This is a genomic window from Mycobacterium sp. 852002-51152_SCH6134967, from assembly GCF_001667105.1.
Taxonomy (GTDB): Bacteria; Actinomycetota; Actinomycetes; order Mycobacteriales; family Mycobacteriaceae; genus Mycobacterium; species Mycobacterium neumannii_A.
In genome coordinates this window covers 132,586-150,237 of record NZ_LZIK01000068.1, presented here as the reverse complement: position 1 = coordinate 150,237, position 17,652 = coordinate 132,586, and the positions used below count along the sequence as shown (strand labels likewise).

The window sequence follows — 17,652 nt, the reverse complement described above, 5'->3', positions numbered from 1 at the left end:
CTCGCACAAGTGCTCGTCGGGAGTCATTGATCAGTACTTCCGTTCCATCGGCTCATAGCGGGTCTGAACCACGGGCTTGTAGTCCAGCCGGATGTCGGACAGCAGATCCGCACCCTCCTTGTAGGCCATGGTGTGGCGCATGTAGTTGGTGTCGTCGCGGTTGGGGTAGTCCTCGCGGGCATGTCCGCCGCGAGATTCCTTGCGGTTCAACGCCCCAACGACGGTGACCTCGGCGAGCTCGAGCAGGAAGCCGAGCTCGATCGCCTCGAGCAGATCGCTGTTGTAGCGCTTGCCCTTGTCGTGCACCGTGATTCGCGAGTACCGCTCCTTGAGTGCGTGGATGTCGGTCAGCGCCTGCTTCAGCGTCTCCTCGGTGCGGAACACCGCGGCGTTGTTGTCCATCGACTGCTGCAGGGCGCCGCGGATGTCGGCGACGCGCTCGTTGCCGTGCTCGGAGAGGATGTCGCCGACCCAGTCGACCACCATGCCCGCCGGATTCTGCGGAAGCGGGACGTGGTCGTGTCCCAGTGCGTAATTGGCCGCGGCGATGCCGGCGCGACGGCCGAACACGTTGATGTCCAGCAGCGAGTTGGTGCCCAGGCGGTTGGCGCCGTGGACGGACACGCACGCGCATTCACCCGCGGCGTAGAGGCCGGGGATGATCGTCGTGTTGTCGCGCAGCACCTGGCCGTTGACGTTGGTCGGGATGCCGCCCATCACGTAGTGGCACGTCGGGTAGACCGGCACCAACTCCTTGACCGGGTCGACGCCCAGGTAGGTGCGGGCGAATTCGGTGATGTCGGGCAGCTTGGCCTCGAGGACGTCCTCGCCGAGGTGGCGCACGTCGATGTAGACGTAGTCCTTGTTGGGCCCCGCGCCACGGCCCTCGAGCACCTCGAGCACCATCGACCTGGCGACGATGTCGCGTGGTGCCAGGTCGACGATCGTCGGCGCGTAGCGCTCCATGAAGCGCTCGCCATCACCGTTCAACAACCGGCCACCCTCGCCGCGCACCGCCTCGGAGATCAGGATGCCGAGGCCGGCCAGACCGGTCGGATGGAACTGGTGAAATTCCATGTCCTCCAGAGGAAGTCCCTTGCGGAAGACGATGCCCAGACCATCCCCGGTCAAGGTGTGCGCGTTGGAGGTCGTCTTGTACATCCGCCCCGAGCCACCGGTGGCGAACACGATGGCCTTGGCGTGGAAGACGTGGATGTCCCCGGTGGCCAGCTCATAGGCGATGACGCCGGTGGCCACCGGCCCGGCCTGGGTCTCGGTGATCGCGATGTCCAGCGCGTAGAACTCGTTGAAGAACTCGACGTCGTGCTTGACGCAGTTCTGATACAGCGTCTGCAGGATCATGTGGCCGGTGCGGTCGGCGGCGTAACACGCCCGGCGCACCGGAGCCTTGCCGTGGTCGCGGGTGTGCCCGCCGAAACGGCGCTGGTCGATGCGGCCCTCGGGGGTCCGGTTGAACGGCATCCCCATCTTCTCGAGGTCCAGCACCGCGTCGATGGCTTCCCTGCACATGATCTCGACCGCGTCCTGGTCGGCGAGGTAGTCGCCGCCCTTGACCGTGTCGAAGGTGTGCCACTCCCAGTTGTCCTCTTCGACGTTGGCCAGCGCGGCGCACATGCCGCCCTGGGCCGCACCGGTGTGGCTGCGCGTCGGGTACAGCTTGGTCAGCACCGCGGTGCGGGCCCGCGGACCCGCCTCCACCGCCGCGCGCATCCCGGCGCCACCCGCGCCGACGATGACGACGTCGTAGCGATGTTCAACAATCATGTGAAGCTCACCCTCATGAGATGTTCGCGTCGAAGGTCACCAGCACGTAGCTACCCAGGACCAGGGTGAACCCCGTCGCCAGCAGCAGCACCGAGTTCAGCCAGAACTTCGTGGTGTTCTTGCGTGCGTAGTCACCGATGATGGTCCGCAGGCCGTTGGCCCCGTGCAGCTGGGCCAGCCACAGCAACGCCATGTCCCAGATCTGCCAGAACGGAGACGCCCAGCGTTCGGCGACGTAGTTGAAGTCGATGCGGTAGACGCCGTCCTCCCACATCAGCATCACGAACAGGTGGCCGAGCGCCAGGAAGACCAGCGCGACGCCCGAGAACCGCATGAACAGCCAGGCGTACTTCTCGAAGTAGGGGATACCGCGCGGACGCCGTGGTGCTCGCGGGTGGTCCAGACCGGCCGGCCTGTCGTGTTCCTTCTGCATCACCGGGGCTACGCGGCCTTCGCGGTGGTGCGGCGTCCAGGCTCCCGAGGACCCGCCGGCCGGCGCGCTCACAGGAACCGCTCCGCCATGTGCATGCCGATGATGCCCAGCGACGGGATGAAAATCGCCAGGAAGACGCCGACCACCACCCAGAGCATCACCCGCTGATAGCGCGCGCCGTGCTGCCAGAAGTCGATGAGAATCACCCGAACGCCGTTGAGGGCGTGGTAGAGCACGGCGACGACCAGCCCGATCTCCATCAGTCCGATCAGCGGAGTCTTGTAGGTCTCGATGACCTCGTTATAGGCCTGCGGGCTGACCCGCACCAGCGCCGTATCGAGCACGTGAACGAACAAGAAGAAGAAGATCGTCGCACCGGTGATGCGGTGTAGGACCCACGACCACATTCCGGGATCCCCGCGGTAGAGGGTTCGCCTGCGCGACGGTCGCGATCGTGGAGCGGCTGGGCTCTCGGGTGTCGCAGTACTCATCTGGCCTCCAACGCCTTCGGTGGACGATTGGGCTTCGGAGCTGCACCGGGTGGCAGGTTCCTTCCTGGCGGTCGGTTCCGGTTGGCGCACTTCACCCAAACCTCAGCGGCGACTCTAAACCCAGTCGTACTGCTAAACGAACTACGGTTTAGCCGTCGATGTCTTGAAAAACGCCGAAGTTAGGGTTGCCTATTCCGATCTCCGGCTCCGAGGAGGGGGCATCGGAATGCATTCAGAACCGGCCTGGCGAGGGTGAGACGATGTCGGAGATCAACTGGAATAGGTTGCGCCGTAAGGCAACACAAGTATCTGAGAACGCCTACGCGCCATATTCGCGCTTCGCGGTGGGCGCGGCCGCCCTGGTCGACGACGGACGTGTGGTGACTGGTTGCAATGTGGAAAATGTCTCATATGGTCTTGGTCTCTGCGCGGAGTGCGCGGTGGTCTGCGACCTGCATTCGAGCGGCGGTGGACGCCTGATCGCGCTGTCGTGCGTCGACGCGGCCGGGGAGCTGCTCATGCCGTGCGGCCGGTGCCGTCAGGTGCTGCTCGAACACGGCGGGCCCGCGATGCTGATCGACCATCCGAGCGGACCGCGGCCGCTGGCCGATCTGCTGCCCGACGCGTTCGGGCCACAGGACCTCGCCCGGCGGGACCGGTCGGGAGGTGAGGAAACTCCGTGACGCAGTTCACATTTGATGCACCGTCGGTGATCCGGACCAAGCGCGACGGCGGGGCGCTCTCGGACGCGGCGATCGACTGGGTGGTCGACGCCTACACCCAGGGCCGCGTGGCCGACGAGCAGATGTCGGCGTTGCTGATGGCGATCTTCCTACGCGGTATGACGCCGGCCGAGATCGCCCGTTGGACGGCGGCGATGGTCGACTCCGGCGAGCGGCTGGACTTCAGCGATCTCCGCCGGGGCGGTAAGCCTCTGGCGTTGGTGGACAAGCACTCCACCGGTGGTGTGGGGGACAAGATCACCATCCCGCTGGTGCCCGTGGTGATGGCCTGCGGCGGGGCGGTGCCGCAGGCCGCCGGCCGCGGACTCGGCCATACCGGCGGCACCCTCGACAAGCTCGAGTCCATTGCGGGGTTCACCGCCGAGATCTCGAAACACCAGATCCGCCAACAGCTTTGCGATCTGGGTGCCGCGATCTTCGCCGCGGGTGAGTTGGCGCCCGCCGACCGGAAGATCTACGCGCTGCGCGACATCACGGCGACCACGGAGTCGCTGCCGCTGATCGCGAGCTCGGTGATGAGCAAGAAGATCGCCGAGGGCGCCGACGCCCTGGTGCTCGACACCAAGGTCGGTTCCGGCGCGTTTCTGAAGAGCGAGGAGGAGTCGCGGGAACTCGCCCGCACGATGGTCGAACTGGGCACCGCACACGGCCTGGCCACCCGGGCGGTGCTGACCGACATGTCCACGCCGCTGGGCCGCGCCGTCGGCAATGCCGTGGAGGTGGCCGAATCGCTGGAGGTGCTCGCCGGTGGCGGCCCGCCCGACGTGGTGGAGCTCACGCTGACGCTGGCAGCCGAGATGCTGGACGCCGCGGGCCTCGACGGTGTGGATCCGGCCCAGACCCTTCAGGACGGCTCGGCGATGGACCGGTTCCGCGAACTCGTCGCCGCGCAGGGCGGTGATCTGGCAGGGGACCTGCCCGTCGGCCGCCACACCGAGACCATCACGGCGCCGCGCGATGGCAGGATGGAGAGCATCGACGCGATGGCGGTGGGTCTGGCGGTGTGGCGGCTCGGAGCGGGCCGCTCCGCTCCTGGTGAGCGGGTCCAGCCGGGCGCCGGGATGTACATCCACCGGCGGGTGGGCGAACCGGTGAGCGCCGGGGAGCCGCTGTTCACGCTCTACACCGAGACCCCCGGCCGTTTCGAGCGGGCGATCGCCGAACTGGACGGCAACTGGGCCGTCGGTGACGCCGCGCCGCCGCCGCGTCCGCTGATCATCGACCGAATCACGAGCGGAGACTAGAACCGGAGAGCGAGATGACGACGCCGCTGACGCTGGACTCGATCAGGCAAGCGCCCAAGGCGCTGCTGCACGACCACCTGGACGGCGGGCTGCGCCCGGCGACCGTCCTCGAGCTGGCCGAGGCGACCGGATACGACGACCTTCCGGCCACCGATGTCGACGAGCTGGCGACGTTCTTCCGCACCGCCGCGCACAGCGGTTCGCTGGTGCGCTATCTGGAGCCGTTCGCCCACACCGTCGGCGTCATGCAGACCCCCGAGGCGCTGCACCGGGTGGCCTACGAATGCGTCGAGGACCTGGCCGCCGACAACGTCGTCTACGCCGAGATCCGCTTCGCTCCCGAACTGCACATCGATGGTGGACTGTCGCTGGACGCGGTCGTCGACGCGGTGATGGCCGGGTTCGCCGACGGTGAGAAGGCGGCCAGCGCCGAAGGGCGGACCATCACCGTGCGCTGTTTGGTGACCGCGATGCGGCACGCGGCGCGCTCCCTGGAGATCGCCGAATTGGCGATCCGCTTTCGCGACAAGGGCGTTGTCGGTTTCGACATCGCGGGCGCAGAAGCCGGCCATCCGCCCACACGGCATCTCGACGCCTTCGAGTACATGCGAGGCAACAACGCGCGCTTCACGATTCACGCGGGGGAGGCCTTCGGTCTGCCGTCGATTCACGAGGCGATCGCCTACTGCGGCGCCGACCGCCTCGGCCACGGTGTGCGCATCGTCGATGACATCACCGTCGCACCCGATGGCACCGCGCAACTGGGCCGGCTCGCGGCGCTGCTGCGCGACAAGCGGATCCCGTTCGAGATGTGTCCCTCGTCCAACGTCCAGACCGGTGCGGTCGCCAGCATCGCCGAGCATCCGTTCGACCTGCTGGCCCGGCTGCGCTTCCGCGTCACCGTCAACACCGACAACCGGTTGATGAGCGACACGACGATGAGCCAGGAGATGCTGCGTTTGGTCGAGACCTTCGGCTACGGCTGGAGCGATCTACAGCGGTTCACGATCAATGCGATGAAGTCGGCATTCATCTCGTTCGACGAGCGCCTGTCGATCATCGACGACGTGATCAAACCGCGCTACGCGGTCCTGATCGGCTGAGTTCCTTTTCGCGCGAGCGACCGTGTTTGCGCACCGACACGCCGCGTGCGCGTGACAGTTTGCGGTCGCTCGCGGCGAAGGCCTGCCCCTATTCGGGGCGAAGCCGGGACTCGACGAACGCCTCCAACGCCTCCCACTGCTCGACGGCCTTGGCGTACGGCGGGCTCGGTGCGCGGACGGTGTCGGGTTCCAGGACGTGGGCGATCAGCCTGCCGAGCGGTTGGTCCGGATCGAGGGTCTGGTCGACGGTCGTGTCTTCCGAGTAGTCGCCGACGTCGCGGAGCAATTCGACGGCGAGCTCGAGTTGGTCGCGGTCGAGCGCGTCGGGCCCGTCTGCGAGGTCGTCGACGATGCCGGTCAACACGTAGACGTTGTCGTCGGTGATTTCGACCTGCAGCGAGCCGTCGGTGGCCGCCGTGCGGATGTCGTCGTAGGTGGCCAGACCGGACAGGTCGTGGTCGTGTTCGTCGGCCAGATAACGCGCCAGCGCCCGCTCGGAGCCGAACACGCTGATGCGCCCATTGCGGCCGAGGAAGACCGGCTGGTCGTCGAGGTAGCAGCGCAGCGTGTAGTAGGTGCCCGCGCTGGTCATCAACCGGACCGGATCGATGCCGACCTTGAGCCAGAAGTCCTCGTCGCTGCCCAGCACCTGGCTCTGCGCCTGGGTGGTCAGGGCGTCGGACTCCTCCTCGGACTCCTCGGTGTCGTCGACCTCGGAGACCGAGTCGATCAGCTCGTCGTCTTCGGGTTCCGGCGCAGGCTCGGCCAGCTCGGCTTCGGCCTTCTGCGAGGCGGCGGCGTCGACGTCGGGGAGTGTGATCACCTCGTCGAGCGCGTCGACGACGTTGTCCCAGGCCCGGGCGATGACCGCCTCGATCTCGCCCCACCGCTTACGTCCGCTGCGGCCGGAGAAGGCCTCGATCCCGCCGCCGAGAGTGCCCAGCACCGGGTTGCCGTTGAAAAACCTTGTGACGACCGGAAGTTCGCACACCGAGCCGAGCGACGAGACGATCACCAGTGTGCGGTGCAGCTGCCGAACCGCGTCCTCGCTGACCTTCTCCGCGACGATCTCCGGCACGCCGATGACGTCGTAGTGGTGCACCTCGGCGGGGTCCAGGCGGTGGGCGTTGGCCTCGGTGATCTTGGTCCATGCGGGGTGATCGACCAGATCGTTGTCCTTGTCGGTCCTGACGAACGCGACCAGGTCGGCGACCGACTCGAACCCGTACAGATCCTCGTCCTTGCCGAGGAACGCCTCCCACTCGTCGCCGCCATCACGCCAGCGTGGAGCCCACAACGTGTAGAGGTCGCCCTTGGTCAAGCCGAGCCGGATCGCCACGATGTCAGCAGCCATGCGGCACAGGATAGCCACTCGACCCGCACGCCCCTACGCAGAGCAGGGCCCAACGGTAGCGAGCCGCTTCGGAGGGTTCGTGTGGTCGGCGCGCGAAATCAGCCCACCTTCGGGAGCACCTAGGGCAGGCTGGCGTGATGACGGAAGCCACCGACCTGGTCGATGCGGTGGTCGACCTGAGCCAGGTGTTGGCACGGACGACATTTCCGCTACCTGCGCCGTCGGCGTGGCCGGCCGAGCGTGACCGCCGCGAGCTGGCCGGGCAGCTGGCCGACTATCTGATTCCTCGGTTGCGCAGTATCGACGCCCCGCTGCTGGCGGTCGTCGGTGGCTCCACGGGCGCCGGGAAGTCGACGCTGATCAACTCATTGGTCGGTGTCGATGTGAGCCCGGCAGGTGTGCTGCGGCCAACCACCCGGGGGCCGGTGATCGTGTGCCATCCCACAGACCTGATGTGGTTCACCGACAATCGGATCCTGCCGCAGTTGCCGCGCTCGTCGGGGCCGGATGGCCTGCGGTTGGCGACGAATCAAGGTATCGGCCCCGGGCTCGCGCTGCTCGACGCTCCGGACATCGACAGCGTGGTGAGCACGAACCGGGAGCTCGCGGCCACCCTGCTGGCCGCCGCCGACCTGTGGATCTTCCTGACGACCGCGGCCCGCTACGCCGACGCGGTGCCCTGGCAGCTGCTGCACACAGCGCGGGACCGGGGGACGGCGATCGCCATCGTGCTCGACCGCTGCCCGCCGGAAGCGGTGAAGGACATCGGTGCGCACCTGTCGGACATGCTCGCAGCCAATGGGTTGGGAGGCGCGCCGCTGTTCGTTATCGCCGAGCAGTCGTTACGAGGCGGGCTGTTGCGGGAGAAGGCGATCGCCCCAATCCGCTCGTGGCTGGCGAGCCTGACCGCGGATGCGGAGCAGCGTGCCGCGGTGGTCCGCTACACCTTGGACGGGGCACTCCGCAGCCTCGCGCCTCGGACGTATGCGTTGGCCGAGGCGGCCGATGAGCAGGCCGCGGTGCGCAAGCAGCTGGAGTCGTGCGTGTCTTCGTCCTATGCGGGCGCGCTGGCGCGGGTGGAAGAGGCGATCCGCGATGGCGCGTTGCTGCGCGGCGAGGTGCTGGCTCGCTGGCAGGACGTCGTCGGAACCGGCGAGTTCCTGCGCAAACTGGAGTCGCGCGTCGGCCGAATCCGCGACCGGGTGGTGGCCGCGGTTAGCGGGCGGCCCACCCCCGTCGAGGAACTGGGTTCAGCATTGGAGTCCGGCATCGCGACGGTTGTTCAGGCCGCAGTGGAGGACGCCACCGAGACGGCGTACGGCTGCTGGGCCCGGCACCAGGCCGGAGCAAGCCTGCTGACCGACGCATTGGCCCGTCCCGCTGCCGGGCTGGCCGAGGCCGTGGAGCGGATGGTCCGTGACTGGCAGGAGTTTGTGCTCGAACTTGTGCGTACGGAGGGCGCGTCGAAGCGGACGGGGGCACGACTGGCCTCCTACGGCGTCAATGGTGCGGGACTGGTGGTCATGTTGGCGGTGTTCAGCCAGACGGCCGGGCTGACTGGCGCGGAGATAGCGGTGGCGGGCGGCACGACGGTGGCCAGCCAGAAGGTCCTCGAGGCGATCTTCGGCGAGCAAGCGGTCCGCGGCTTGGCCCGGCGGGCCCGCGAGGAGCTGCTGGTCCGTGTCGACGGGCTGTTGCACCAGGACGCCGCTCGGTACGACGAGGTGCTCGGGGCGGCGTCGACGATGATCTCCGGTGACCAGTTGCGAGCGGCCGCCGATCGCATGGCGGCGGTGCTGCGGTGACGCTGACCGATCGCCTGGCGGCGTTGTCGGCGATCACCGCGCTGGGCGACGGTCGCCTTCCCGACGAGCTGCTCGCCGAACTGCGAAACCTGGACCAGCGTGCCGGAACTCGGTTACGGCTGTCGGGCGAGAACACCGTGGTTGCGTTGGCCGGCGCGACCGGCAGCGGGAAGTCGTCGTTGTTCAACGCCATCGTCGGCGCGCCTTTGGCCGCGGTCGGGGTACGCCGGCCGACGACGTCGGCGACCCAGGCCGTTGTGTTCGGGCGTTCGGGCGCAACGGAACTGTTGGATTGGTTGGAGATCGGGACTCGACAGTACAGCGATGCGTCGGCGGCCCCGGAGTGGTCCGGCCTGGTGCTGCTCGACCTGCCGGATCACGACTCCACCGAGTTGTCCCATCGGGCCGAGGTGGACCGGCTGGTGCGCCTTGTCGACGCCTTTGTCTGGGTGCTCGATCCGCAGAAGTACGCAGACGCGGTGCTACACGACTCCTATCTGCGACCGCTGGCCGCGCACCGAGATGTCATGGCGGTAGTGCTCAACCAGTCCGACCGGCTCTTGTCTTCCGATGTGGACGCGTGTGTGCGCGACCTCCACCGGCTGCTGGCCGACGACGGGTTGGCCGGGGTGCCCGTGCTGGCGACGTCGGCGGTCACACCCGACGGGGTGGCCCCCCTGCACGACTTCTTGGCCGCCACCGTGGCCAACCATCGAGCCCGGACCGCGCGGGTCAGCGCGGATCTGGATGCGACAGCCGCCCGCCTTGCCCCGCTGATACCGGAGCGGCGGTCCGATCCCGCGCTGCGCGACGGCGGACGACGGCTGCAGAGCGCGCTGGCGGCCGCGGCCGGTGTTCCCACCGTCGTGGCCGCGGTCGGCCGGGCCTATGATCGACGCGGGTTGGCCGCGGTCGGTTGGCCACCGCTGCGCTGGCTGGCCAAAGTGCGGCCAGATCCGTTGCGGCGGTTAGGAATAAGTCAGCTCGACGGGCATGACAAAGTACTTCGTCGCACGTCGTTACCGTCGGCGTCTGCGGCCTCGCGCGCGGCAGTTGACACCGCCGTCCGCTCGCTGGCCGACGTCGCGTCGGCTGGGCTGCCGGCACCGTGGCCTCGTAAAATGTTGGAGGCAGCCAAGTCTCGGACGCCAGACGTGCCCGATGCGCTCGACCGAGTCGTCGGCGGAACCAACCTCGGCCTGGACCGTGCGCCGCGGTGGTGGGCGTTGGTCGGCGCGCTCCAGTGGGCGTTGCTCGCCGCGGCGGTTGTGGGCGGAGCGTCACTTGGGGTGATTGCCGTGTTGGCCTACCTGCAGATCGATGTCGAGGCCCCGTCACTCGGACCATTCGCCTGGCCCACAGTGCTTCTCGTCGGCGGACTCGCCCTCGGCATGGCGCTGCGGGTGATCATTCGGCCCTTCGTTGCGGTGGGTGCGGCGCGGCGCAGGCGACGAGCGGCAGCGGAACTGCGGCGGCGGGTGGACGCGGTGGGAGAGGAGCTCATCCTGGCACCGCTGCGGGCGGAACTGGCCGTGTACGAGCAACTGTCGGCGGCTGTCCACCGCCTCGGCAGTCGCTGAGGCGCCCCAAAGCTACGCGGAAAACCGTGGTGCTGCGGTTAAGCCGTCGGCCGCCAGAACCCCTGGAAGCCCTGCCCGGCGTTCGTCGTCCGGATCGGCGACAACTTCACCGGGTCGCCGGCCTCGATCATCTGGCCGTTGCCGACCACCATCGCCACGTGGCCGTCCCAGACCGCGAGGTCACCAGGCCTCAGGTCGCCCGGCGACACGGGCGCGCCGACATCCTGTTCCTGCGCCAACCGTGGCAGGGCCAAACCGGCTTCGGAGTAGGCCCACTGCGTCAAGCCGCTGCAGTCCAGTCCGACGCCCGGCGTGGTGCCGCCCCAGTCGTACGGGACCCCCAGTTGGGTCAGGGCATACCTGACGGCGCTCGCCGCCGTCGCGTTCGGTGCGGTCGCCGTGCTGCCATCGGGTAACCGCACCGCCACACCGTCGCCGAAGGTCGCCGCGTCCGGGGTCGGAGCCTCGGGACGGGACAACTCGGCGACGTCGCGCACCAGCGAGGCCAGCCCCGCCGGGTTCGCACCGAACCCGCCTGACGGCGAACCCAGCCCTCCGGCGCCGGTCGGCAGTCCCGCACCACCACCGCCGAAACCCGGCGACGGCGCCGACGGGCCGGTGAACCCCGCCGGCGCGGTCGGTGCCAACCCGGCAGCCGGCGTCGACGCTGCAGCGGGAAGACCTGCGGCATACCCGTCCAGTTCGGCGCGCAATTCCTCGACGACCGCCAGGGCCTCATCTAGTGATCGCCGCGCCTCGGCGACCAGCTCCTCCGTCACCCCCGGCGAGTCGAGGAACGGCTCGAGCGCGGCCGCCCGCGCCTCGAAGCTGTCCACGATGTCGCTCAGGCGCTCACGAGCCCGCGCCACCGCGGCGCCGGCTGCCTCAGCCGCCGTGCCGAGCCGCCCCACCCGCTGCGCGAGCTCGTCGGTTTGTGCGACGGCGGCGTTGAACACGCCCGCGGCCGCATCAGCACCCGCGCCCGCCCAGTGCTGCGCCGCGCGGCCCCACGCCTGGCCGACTGACGCCGACACCTCCCGCAGTGCGTTGTGCGCATCGCGCAGTGCGGTCGTGAGCTCGGCATGCGATCCCGACCCGACCAGCGACTGGACGTTCCGCAGGGGCGCCGCCAGCCCCGCGACCAAGGCGTTGGGCATCGTCAGAGGCCAAGGACCCTGGCGCCCACGCGGTCGTCGGCGTCGTCATAGGCGAGCGCGGTCCGGTATGCGGCCTGACCGCTCGCCGACGCGTGATCGCGCAGCGAAGCCACCATGCGGGCCTCACACTCGACGGCGGCGGCCAGCGCCGCGAGGAACCGCCGGCCTACGGGTCCGAATGCAGCAGCGGATGTGGTGAGGGCGGCGAGCTTCGAGGCGATGGCGGACAGTTCGTCGGCATGCGCGGCGGTGGTCGCGGCCAATGCTCGGACCGCGTCGGTGTCAGCGTGCATATGGAGTAGGACGCGGCGCGGCGACCCTCGGTTCCCGCTATGGTCGCCCCATGGATGTGCGCGTGGTCGATCACCCGCTGGCGGCCGCGCGACTGACCACTCTGCGCGACGAGAACACCAACAACGCCGCCTTCCGGGCGGCACTGCGCGATCTCACGCTGATGCTGGTGTACGAGGCCACCCGCGACGCCGCGGTCGAAACCGTGCCGGTGCGCACCCCCCTCACCGAGACGACCGGCTGCCGACTAGCCAATCCGCCGCTGCTCGTGCCGGTGTTGCGCGCCGGCCTCGGCATGGTGGACCAGGCGCACGCGCTGATACCCGAGGCGCGCGTCGGCTTCGTCGGCGTGGCACGCAACGAGGAAACGCATCAGCCGACACCGTATTTGGAGTCCCTGCCCGAGGATTTGAGCACGCAGCCGGTGATCGTGCTGGACCCGATGCTCGCGACGGGCGGATCGATGGTGCACACCGTCGAACTGCTGTATTCGCGCGGGGCCGTTGACGTCACGGCGGTCTGCGTCGTCGTGGCCCCCGAAGGCCTTGCCGCACTGGAGAAGGCGGCTCCGGACATCCGGCTGGTCACCGCGACGATCGACGAATGCCTCAACGACATCGCCTACATCGTGCCGGGCCTCGGCGACGCGGGGGACCGCCAGTTCGGTCCGCGTTAGTGCCTGACGGTCACCAACGCTCGGCGACCCCCCGCAGCTCGTCCTGCAGGCCCCGGGCCCGCTGCTGGGCCCCGACCAGATCGTTGACGTCGCTACAGCGAACCTCGATGTAGGACTTCACCTTCGGTTCGGTACCGGAGGGCCGCACGACGATGCGCACCGAGACGTCGTCATCGCCTCCGGACATGACCAATGCGTCGGTGCCCTCTTCGGGCAGCAGGTCGGTGACGGTCACGTCGTATCCGGCGATGCTCTCGGGTGGTGTCTCCCGCAGACGTTTCATCACCTCGGCGGTCTCGTGGGTGTCCTCGACGAGTCGCGACACCGCGGTCGTGGTGTGCACACCGTGGCGGCGGGCCAGGTCCTCGAGTGCATCGAGCAGTGTGTGCCCGCGGTCGCGCAGCGCGACGATCAGATCGCAGATCAACACCGCCGCGCTGATGCCGTCCTTGTCCCGGACCGCGGACGGATCGACGCAGTGCCCGATCGCTTCTTCATAGGCGTACACCAGCGTGCTGCCGGGCAGGTCGACGTCGGCTCGGGACAGCCACTTGAAGCCGGTGGGCGTCTCGACGTGCTGTGCACCGCGCTCGCGCGCGATCGCCGCGAGCATGCGCGACGACACCAGGGTGCTGGCCACGACCGTCGTCTCCATCACCGGTCCCGGCTCGATCTGCGAGAGGATGTAATCGCCGAGCAGCCAACCCGTTTCGTCGCCGGAGAGCATCCGCCACCCGTCGGACGTGGGAACGCCGACCGCACATCGGTCGGCGTCGGGGTCCAGTGCTATCGCGACTTCTGCGTCGACTTCGCGGGCCAATCTCAGGACCGCTTCGACCGCCTCGGGTTCTTCGGGGTTGGCCGTGGAGACGGTGGGGAAGTCGGGGTCGGGTGCGAACTGCGCATCGACGACGTGCACGTCGGGCAGCCCGGCGCGGACGAACGCGTCGAGCGCAAGTTCCCCGCCCACACCGTGCAGCGGGGTGAACGCAATGCGGACCGCTCCGTGGGTGTGCCGGACACTCGCGGCGCGTTCGACGTAGCGCTGCACTTCGTCGACGCCGCCCGGGGTGACCTCCTGCCGGGGAATCTCGTCGGCGTGCGGCGCCTCGGCCATGGCCGCCTCGATTTCACGGTCGGTGGGCGAGTTGATCGGGAACCCGCCGCCGAAGAACACCTTGAAGCCGTTGTCGGACGGCGGATTGTGCGAAGCGGTGATCTGGATACCCGCAGCCGCGGGGCGATGGCGCACCGCGAACGCGAGGGTCGGCGTGGGCACGGCGGTGAAGAACAAGGTCACAGGAAAGCCCTGCGCGGCAAGCACTTCGGCGGCCGCCAGCGCGAAGTCGTCGGACCCGTGCCGGGCGTCGCGCCCCACGATCACGTCCTGGCCGGCCAGGCCTCGGTCCTTGAGCACCTTGGCCACCGCCCAGCTGGCACGCAGCACGACGGCGAGGTTCATTCCGCCGGGGCCCCCGCGCAACGGCCCGCGCAGACCGGCGGTGCCGAACGTCAAGGGGTGTGCGAACAGCTGCTCGAGCTCTTCATCAGAACACTCCGAGAGCTCGGCGGCCGTCTTGGGATCCGGGTCATGAGAGATCCACTCCTGCGCAGTACTTGTGGCCGGCGACGCAGTCATGCGGTTAGTGTGCCCAGTTTCACGGCCGCATATTCCGGCGACTTCGACCTCAAAGCCGGGCGATGACCGCCGCCAGCAGGGTGCCCATCCGCGTCGCCGACTGACGGCCGGCCTCTAGCACCTCTTCGTGGTTCAACGGCTGCCCGGTCATGCCCGCCGCGAGGTTCGTGACCAGCGAGACTCCCAGCACCTGCGCGCCGGCTTCGCGGGCCGCGATGGTCTCGTGCACGGTCGACATCCCGACGAGGTCGGCGCCCACGGTGCGCAGCATCCGGATCTCGGCGGGCGTCTCGTACTGCGGCCCCGGCAGGCCGGCGTAGACGCCGTCGACCAGCGTCGGGTCGATCTCCCTGGCGAGCTCGCGCAGGCGCGGGGCGTACGCGTCGACCATGTTGACGAACCGAGCACCCACCAGCGGTGACCGTCCGGTCAGGTTGAGGTGGTCGCTGATCAGCACCGGCTGTCCGACGGTGAAGTCCTCGCGCAGCCCACCCGCGGCGTTGGTCAACACGATCGTGTGCACTCCGGAAGCGCAGGCGGCGCGGACCTGATGCACGACGTGGCGCAGGTCGTGGCCCTCGTAGGGGTGGATGCGGCCCACGAAGACCAGCACTCGGTGATCGGCGATGCGCATCGACAACACCTGGCCGCCGTGTCCCTCGGCCGTCGGTGGCGCGAACCGTGGCAACTCCGCGACCGGCACGACGGCGACCGGATCGCCCAGTGGTTCCACCGCAGGCGCCCAGCCCGAACCGAGCACGACGGCGACGTCGTGGCGGTCGACGCCGGTGCGCTCGGCCAGCGCTTCGGCCGATTCGACGGCCACTGCCTGGGCATCGGTCACAGTGGGCGAGCTTATCTGTCGAACCCGGCGCTCGGCCGCAGTGAGATACTGCCAAGATGCCAGCACCCACCGCGTCGGACGTCGTTGAGGACGCCGTCCGCCGACGCCGTGACGACCTGGTCGAACTTTCGCATTCCATCCACGCCGAGCCCGAACTCGCGTTCGCCGAACACCGCAGCTGCGCCAAGACCCAGACGCTGGTCGCTGAGTACGGATTCGAGGTGACACGGGCGCCCGCGGGGCTCGAGACGGCGTTTCGCGCCGAATACGGCAGCGGGCCGCTCGTCGTGGGCATCTGTGCCGAGTACGACGCGCTGCCCGGTATCGGGCACGCCTGTGGGCACAACATCATTGCGGCCTCAGCCGTCGGCGCCGCCTTGGCCTTGGCGGACGTGGCCGACCGGCTGGGATTGACGGTGGTGCTTCTCGGCACGCCTGCCGAGGAGGCGGGCGGCGGGAAGGTGCTGATGCTGAACGCGGGCACGTTCGACGACGTCGCCGCCTCGGTGATGCTGCACCCCGGTCCGCTCGACATCGCGGCCGCGCGCTCGCTGGCACTGTCGCAGGTTGCGGTCCGGTACGAGGGCAGGGAAGCCCACGCCGCGGTGGCGCCGTACCTCGGCATTAACGCCGCCGATGCGATCACCGTCGCGCAGGTGGCGATCGGGCTGCTGCGCCAGCAGATGGCGCCGGGCCAGATGGCGCACGGCATCGTCACCGACGGCGGCCAGGCCACCAACGTCATCCCGGCGCGCGCCGAGATGCAGTACACGATGCGGGCCAACGACGCGACGTCTCTGCGCGACCTCGAACAGCGGATGGCGGACTGCTTCCTGGCCGGGGCGGTGGCCACCGGTTGCGGCCACGACGTCGCCGAGACCGAACCCAGCTACCACGAACTGACCCCGGACACCTGGCTGGCCGAGACGTTCCGCGCCGAGATGCAGCGGATGGGCCGCGAGCCGGTTTCTCCCGAACTGGAGGCGGCGTTGCCGCTGGGCAGCACCGATATGGGCAACGTCACGCAGATGATGCCCGGAATCCACCCGATCGTGGGCATCGATGCGGGCGGTGCGTCGGTACACCAGCCCGCGTTCACCGAGGCCGCGGCGAGCCCGAGCGCCGACAAGGCGGTCGTCGAGGGCGCGGTCATGCTGGCCCGCACGGTTGTGCGGTTGGCCGAGACGCCCCACGAACGCGACCGGGTACTGGAACTGCAAGCGAGGCGGGCATCGTGAGCGTGCTGCCCCACGCCGCCGCCCGGTGGCTCTCGGCCCACTTCGACGATCTCGTCGAGTGGCGCCGCCACATCCACATGCATCCGGAGTTGGGGCGCCAGGAGTTCGCGACCACGCAGTTCGTCGCATCCCGGCTGGCCGACGCGGGCCTGAACCCGAAGGTGCTGCCCGGTGGCACCGGCTTGACGTGCGACTTCGGGCCCGAGCACGGGCCGCGGATCGCTTTGCGTGCCGATATGGACGCGTTGCCGATGGCCGACCGCACCGGCGCGCCCTACGCGTCGCTGGTGCCGGGCGTCTCGCACGCCTGCGGGCACGACGCGCACACCGCGATCCTGCTGGGCGCGGCGCTGGCGCTGGCGTCGGTGCCCGAACTTCCCGTCGGGGTGCGGCTGATCTTCCAGGCCGCCGAGGAGCTGATGCCGGGCGGCGCGATCGACGCGATCGCCGCGGGCGCGCTGTCGGGGGTGTCGCGGATCTTCGCGTTGCACTGTGACCCGCGGCTGGCGGTCGGAAAGGTGGCGATGCGGCCCGGCCCCATCACGTCGGCCGCCGATCAGCTCGAGGTGACGTTGCATTCGCCCGGCGGTCACACCTCGCGACCGCATCTCACCGGCGACCTCGTCTACGGGCTCGGCACGTTGATCACCGGCGTGCCTGGCGTGCTGTCGCGTCGCATCGATCCGCGCAACAGCACCGTGATGGTGTGGGGTGCGGTGAACGCGGGCGTCGCCGCGAACGCGATCCCGCAGACGGGGACGTTGGCGGGCACCATCCGGACCGCGAGCCGCGACACCTGGGAAACGCTCGAAGCGATTGTGCGGGAGATCATTTCGTCTTTGTTGGCGCCGCTGCACGTCGAGCATACGGTGCAGTACCGTCGCGGTGTGCCGCCGGTGGTCAACGAGGAGATCTCGACACGCATCCTCACCCATGCGATCGAGGCGATCGGCCCCGACGTGCTGGCCGACACCCGGCAGTCCGGTGGCGGCGAGGATTTCTCGTGGTACCTGGAGGAAGTGCCGGGCGCCATGGCCCGGCTGGGTGTGTGGACGGGTCGAGGACCCCAGTTGGATTTGCATCAGCCGACGTTCGACCTCGACGAGCGCGCGCTCGCGGTGGGCGTGCGGGTGCTCGTCAACATCATCGACCACGCCGCCGCGTTCTAGGCCCTGCCCTCTGCCCCGCGAGCGACCGTGTCTGCCCCGCGACACGCCGCTATGAGCGGACAGTAAGCGGTCGCTCGCGGCGGTTGATCGTCCCCAAAGC

16 protein-coding genes are annotated in these 17,652 nt (G+C 69.0%); 8 read left to right on the top strand and 8 right to left on the bottom strand.

What is annotated here, in order from left to right:
- Nucleotides 1–30: 30 nt before the first annotated feature.
- From sdhA to sdhC, 3 genes are read right to left on the bottom strand one after another with little or no spacing between them, the layout of a single operon-like run.
- Nucleotides 31–1,785 (bottom strand): succinate dehydrogenase flavoprotein subunit, encoded by a 1,755-nt coding sequence (gene sdhA, locus A5790_RS21825; RefSeq protein WP_066849167.1) that lies wholly within the window; start codon nt 1,783–1,785, stop codon nt 31–33.
- A gap of 13 nt (nt 1,786–1,798) precedes the next feature.
- Nucleotides 1,799–2,290 (bottom strand): succinate dehydrogenase hydrophobic membrane anchor subunit, encoded by a 492-nt coding sequence (locus tag A5790_RS21820; RefSeq protein ID WP_197696858.1) that lies wholly within the window; start codon nt 2,288–2,290, stop codon nt 1,799–1,801.
- Nucleotides 2,287–2,709 carry a succinate dehydrogenase, cytochrome b556 subunit gene (gene sdhC, locus A5790_RS21815; RefSeq protein ID WP_082696446.1) on the bottom strand — a complete coding sequence of 141 codons (423 nt, stop codon included), beginning with the start codon at nt 2,707–2,709 and terminating at the stop codon, nt 2,287–2,289. Before sdhC ends, A5790_RS21820 begins: the two co-directional genes overlap by 4 nt.
- Before the next feature lie 260 nt (nt 2,710–2,969).
- Here sdhC and A5790_RS21810 point away from each other — a divergent pair, with 260 nt between their 5' ends.
- From A5790_RS21810 to A5790_RS21800, 3 genes are read left to right on the top strand one after another with little or no spacing between them, the layout of a single operon-like run.
- Nucleotides 2,970–3,392 (top strand): cytidine deaminase, encoded by a 423-nt coding sequence (locus A5790_RS21810; protein WP_066849163.1) that lies wholly within the window; start codon nt 2,970–2,972, stop codon nt 3,390–3,392.
- Nucleotides 3,389–4,696 (top strand): thymidine phosphorylase, encoded by a 1,308-nt coding sequence (locus tag A5790_RS21805; RefSeq protein ID WP_066849160.1) that lies wholly within the window; start codon nt 3,389–3,391, stop codon nt 4,694–4,696. Before A5790_RS21810 ends, A5790_RS21805 begins: the two co-directional genes overlap by 4 nt.
- 14 nt (nt 4,697–4,710) lie before the next feature.
- The gene (locus A5790_RS21800; protein WP_066849156.1) at nt 4,711–5,799 is read left to right on the top strand and encodes an adenosine deaminase; all 1,089 of its coding nucleotides are present in this window, start codon (nt 4,711–4,713) and stop codon (nt 5,797–5,799) included.
- Nucleotides 5,800–5,887: 88 nt separating this feature from the next.
- On the opposite strand, the gene A5790_RS21795 is transcribed toward A5790_RS21800, so the two are convergent.
- Entirely contained in the window at nt 5,888–7,153 is a 1,266-nt protein-coding gene (locus A5790_RS21795) for a primosomal protein (RefSeq protein WP_066849153.1), read from the bottom strand.
- 137 nt (nt 7,154–7,290) lie between these two features.
- Between A5790_RS21795 and A5790_RS21790 the strand changes: the two genes are divergently transcribed.
- Both A5790_RS21790 and A5790_RS21785 read left to right on the top strand, forming a co-directional pair.
- The gene (locus A5790_RS21790; protein ID WP_082961845.1) at nt 7,291–8,958 is read left to right on the top strand and encodes a dynamin family protein; all 1,668 of its coding nucleotides are present in this window, start codon (nt 7,291–7,293) and stop codon (nt 8,956–8,958) included.
- A complete protein-coding gene (locus A5790_RS21785; RefSeq protein ID WP_066849148.1) occupies nt 8,955–10,538 on the top strand; it encodes a GTPase in 1,584 nt (527 codons plus the stop codon). Before A5790_RS21790 ends, A5790_RS21785 begins: the two co-directional genes overlap by 4 nt.
- A 38-nt stretch (nt 10,539–10,576) precedes the next feature.
- On the opposite strand, the gene A5790_RS21780 is transcribed toward A5790_RS21785, so the two are convergent.
- Together A5790_RS21780 and A5790_RS21775 are read right to left on the bottom strand one after the other, a co-directional pair.
- Nucleotides 10,577–11,695: a C40 family peptidase gene (locus tag A5790_RS21780; RefSeq protein WP_066849145.1), complete on the bottom strand. Its 1,119-nt coding sequence runs from the start codon at nt 11,693–11,695 to the stop codon at nt 10,577–10,579.
- A gap of 2 nt (nt 11,696–11,697) precedes the next feature.
- The gene (locus A5790_RS21775; RefSeq protein ID WP_066849143.1) at nt 11,698–11,988 is read right to left on the bottom strand and encodes a type VII secretion target; all 291 of its coding nucleotides are present in this window, start codon (nt 11,986–11,988) and stop codon (nt 11,698–11,700) included.
- Nucleotides 11,989–12,038: 50 nt separating this feature from the next.
- Here A5790_RS21775 and upp point away from each other — a divergent pair, with 50 nt between their 5' ends.
- The gene (upp, locus tag A5790_RS21770) at nt 12,039–12,662 is read left to right on the top strand and encodes a uracil phosphoribosyltransferase (RefSeq protein WP_066849140.1); all 624 of its coding nucleotides are present in this window, start codon (nt 12,039–12,041) and stop codon (nt 12,660–12,662) included.
- Between the two features lie 10 nt (nt 12,663–12,672).
- Here upp and A5790_RS21765 read toward each other — a convergent pair whose 3' ends face one another.
- Both A5790_RS21765 and A5790_RS21760 read right to left on the bottom strand, forming a co-directional pair.
- On the bottom strand, nt 12,673–14,301 hold the full coding sequence (locus A5790_RS21765) for a phospho-sugar mutase (protein ID WP_066849137.1): 1,629 nt from the start codon (nt 14,299–14,301) through the stop codon (nt 12,673–12,675).
- Between the two features lie 49 nt (nt 14,302–14,350).
- Nucleotides 14,351–15,145: a purine-nucleoside phosphorylase gene (locus tag A5790_RS21760; protein WP_066849133.1), complete on the bottom strand. Its 795-nt coding sequence runs from the start codon at nt 15,143–15,145 to the stop codon at nt 14,351–14,353.
- A 56-nt stretch (nt 15,146–15,201) separates the two neighbouring features.
- On the opposite strand from A5790_RS21760, the gene A5790_RS21755 reads away from it, so the two are divergent.
- Together A5790_RS21755 and A5790_RS21750 are read left to right on the top strand one after the other, a co-directional pair.
- Nucleotides 15,202–16,383, top strand: coding sequence for a M20 family metallopeptidase (locus A5790_RS21755; protein WP_066849127.1), 1,182 nt, complete (start codon nt 15,202–15,204; stop codon nt 16,381–16,383).
- Nucleotides 16,380–17,552 carry an amidohydrolase gene (locus A5790_RS21750; RefSeq protein ID WP_066849124.1) on the top strand — a complete coding sequence of 391 codons (1,173 nt, stop codon included), beginning with the start codon at nt 16,380–16,382 and terminating at the stop codon, nt 17,550–17,552. Before A5790_RS21755 ends, A5790_RS21750 begins: the two co-directional genes overlap by 4 nt.
- Nucleotides 17,553–17,652: the final 100 nt, after the last annotated feature.

What these genes read in the sequence shown, in the direction of transcription:
- sdhA (WP_066849167.1), bottom strand. Translation starts at nt 1,785, where the DNA reads ATGATTGTTGAACATCGCTACGACGTCGTCATCGTCGGCGCGGGTGGC.
- sdhC (WP_082696446.1), bottom strand. Translation starts at nt 2,709, where the DNA reads ATGAGTACTGCGACACCCGAGAGCCCAGCCGCTCCACGATCGCGACCG.
- A5790_RS21810 (WP_066849163.1), top strand. Translation starts at nt 2,970, where the DNA reads ATGTCGGAGATCAACTGGAATAGGTTGCGCCGTAAGGCAACACAAGTA.
- A5790_RS21800 (WP_066849156.1), top strand. Translation starts at nt 4,711, where the DNA reads ATGACGACGCCGCTGACGCTGGACTCGATCAGGCAAGCGCCCAAGGCG.
- A5790_RS21795 (WP_066849153.1), bottom strand. Translation starts at nt 7,153, where the DNA reads ATGGCTGCTGACATCGTGGCGATCCGGCTCGGCTTGACCAAGGGCGAC.
- A5790_RS21790 (WP_082961845.1), top strand. Translation starts at nt 7,291, where the DNA reads ATGACGGAAGCCACCGACCTGGTCGATGCGGTGGTCGACCTGAGCCAG.
- A5790_RS21780 (WP_066849145.1), bottom strand. Translation starts at nt 11,695, where the DNA reads ATGCCCAACGCCTTGGTCGCGGGGCTGGCGGCGCCCCTGCGGAACGTC.
- A5790_RS21775 (WP_066849143.1), bottom strand. Translation starts at nt 11,988, where the DNA reads ATGCACGCTGACACCGACGCGGTCCGAGCATTGGCCGCGACCACCGCC.
- upp (WP_066849140.1), top strand. Translation starts at nt 12,039, where the DNA reads ATGGATGTGCGCGTGGTCGATCACCCGCTGGCGGCCGCGCGACTGACC.
- A5790_RS21765 (WP_066849137.1), bottom strand. Translation starts at nt 14,301, where the DNA reads ATGACTGCGTCGCCGGCCACAAGTACTGCGCAGGAGTGGATCTCTCAT.
- A5790_RS21755 (WP_066849127.1), top strand. Translation starts at nt 15,202, where the DNA reads ATGCCAGCACCCACCGCGTCGGACGTCGTTGAGGACGCCGTCCGCCGA.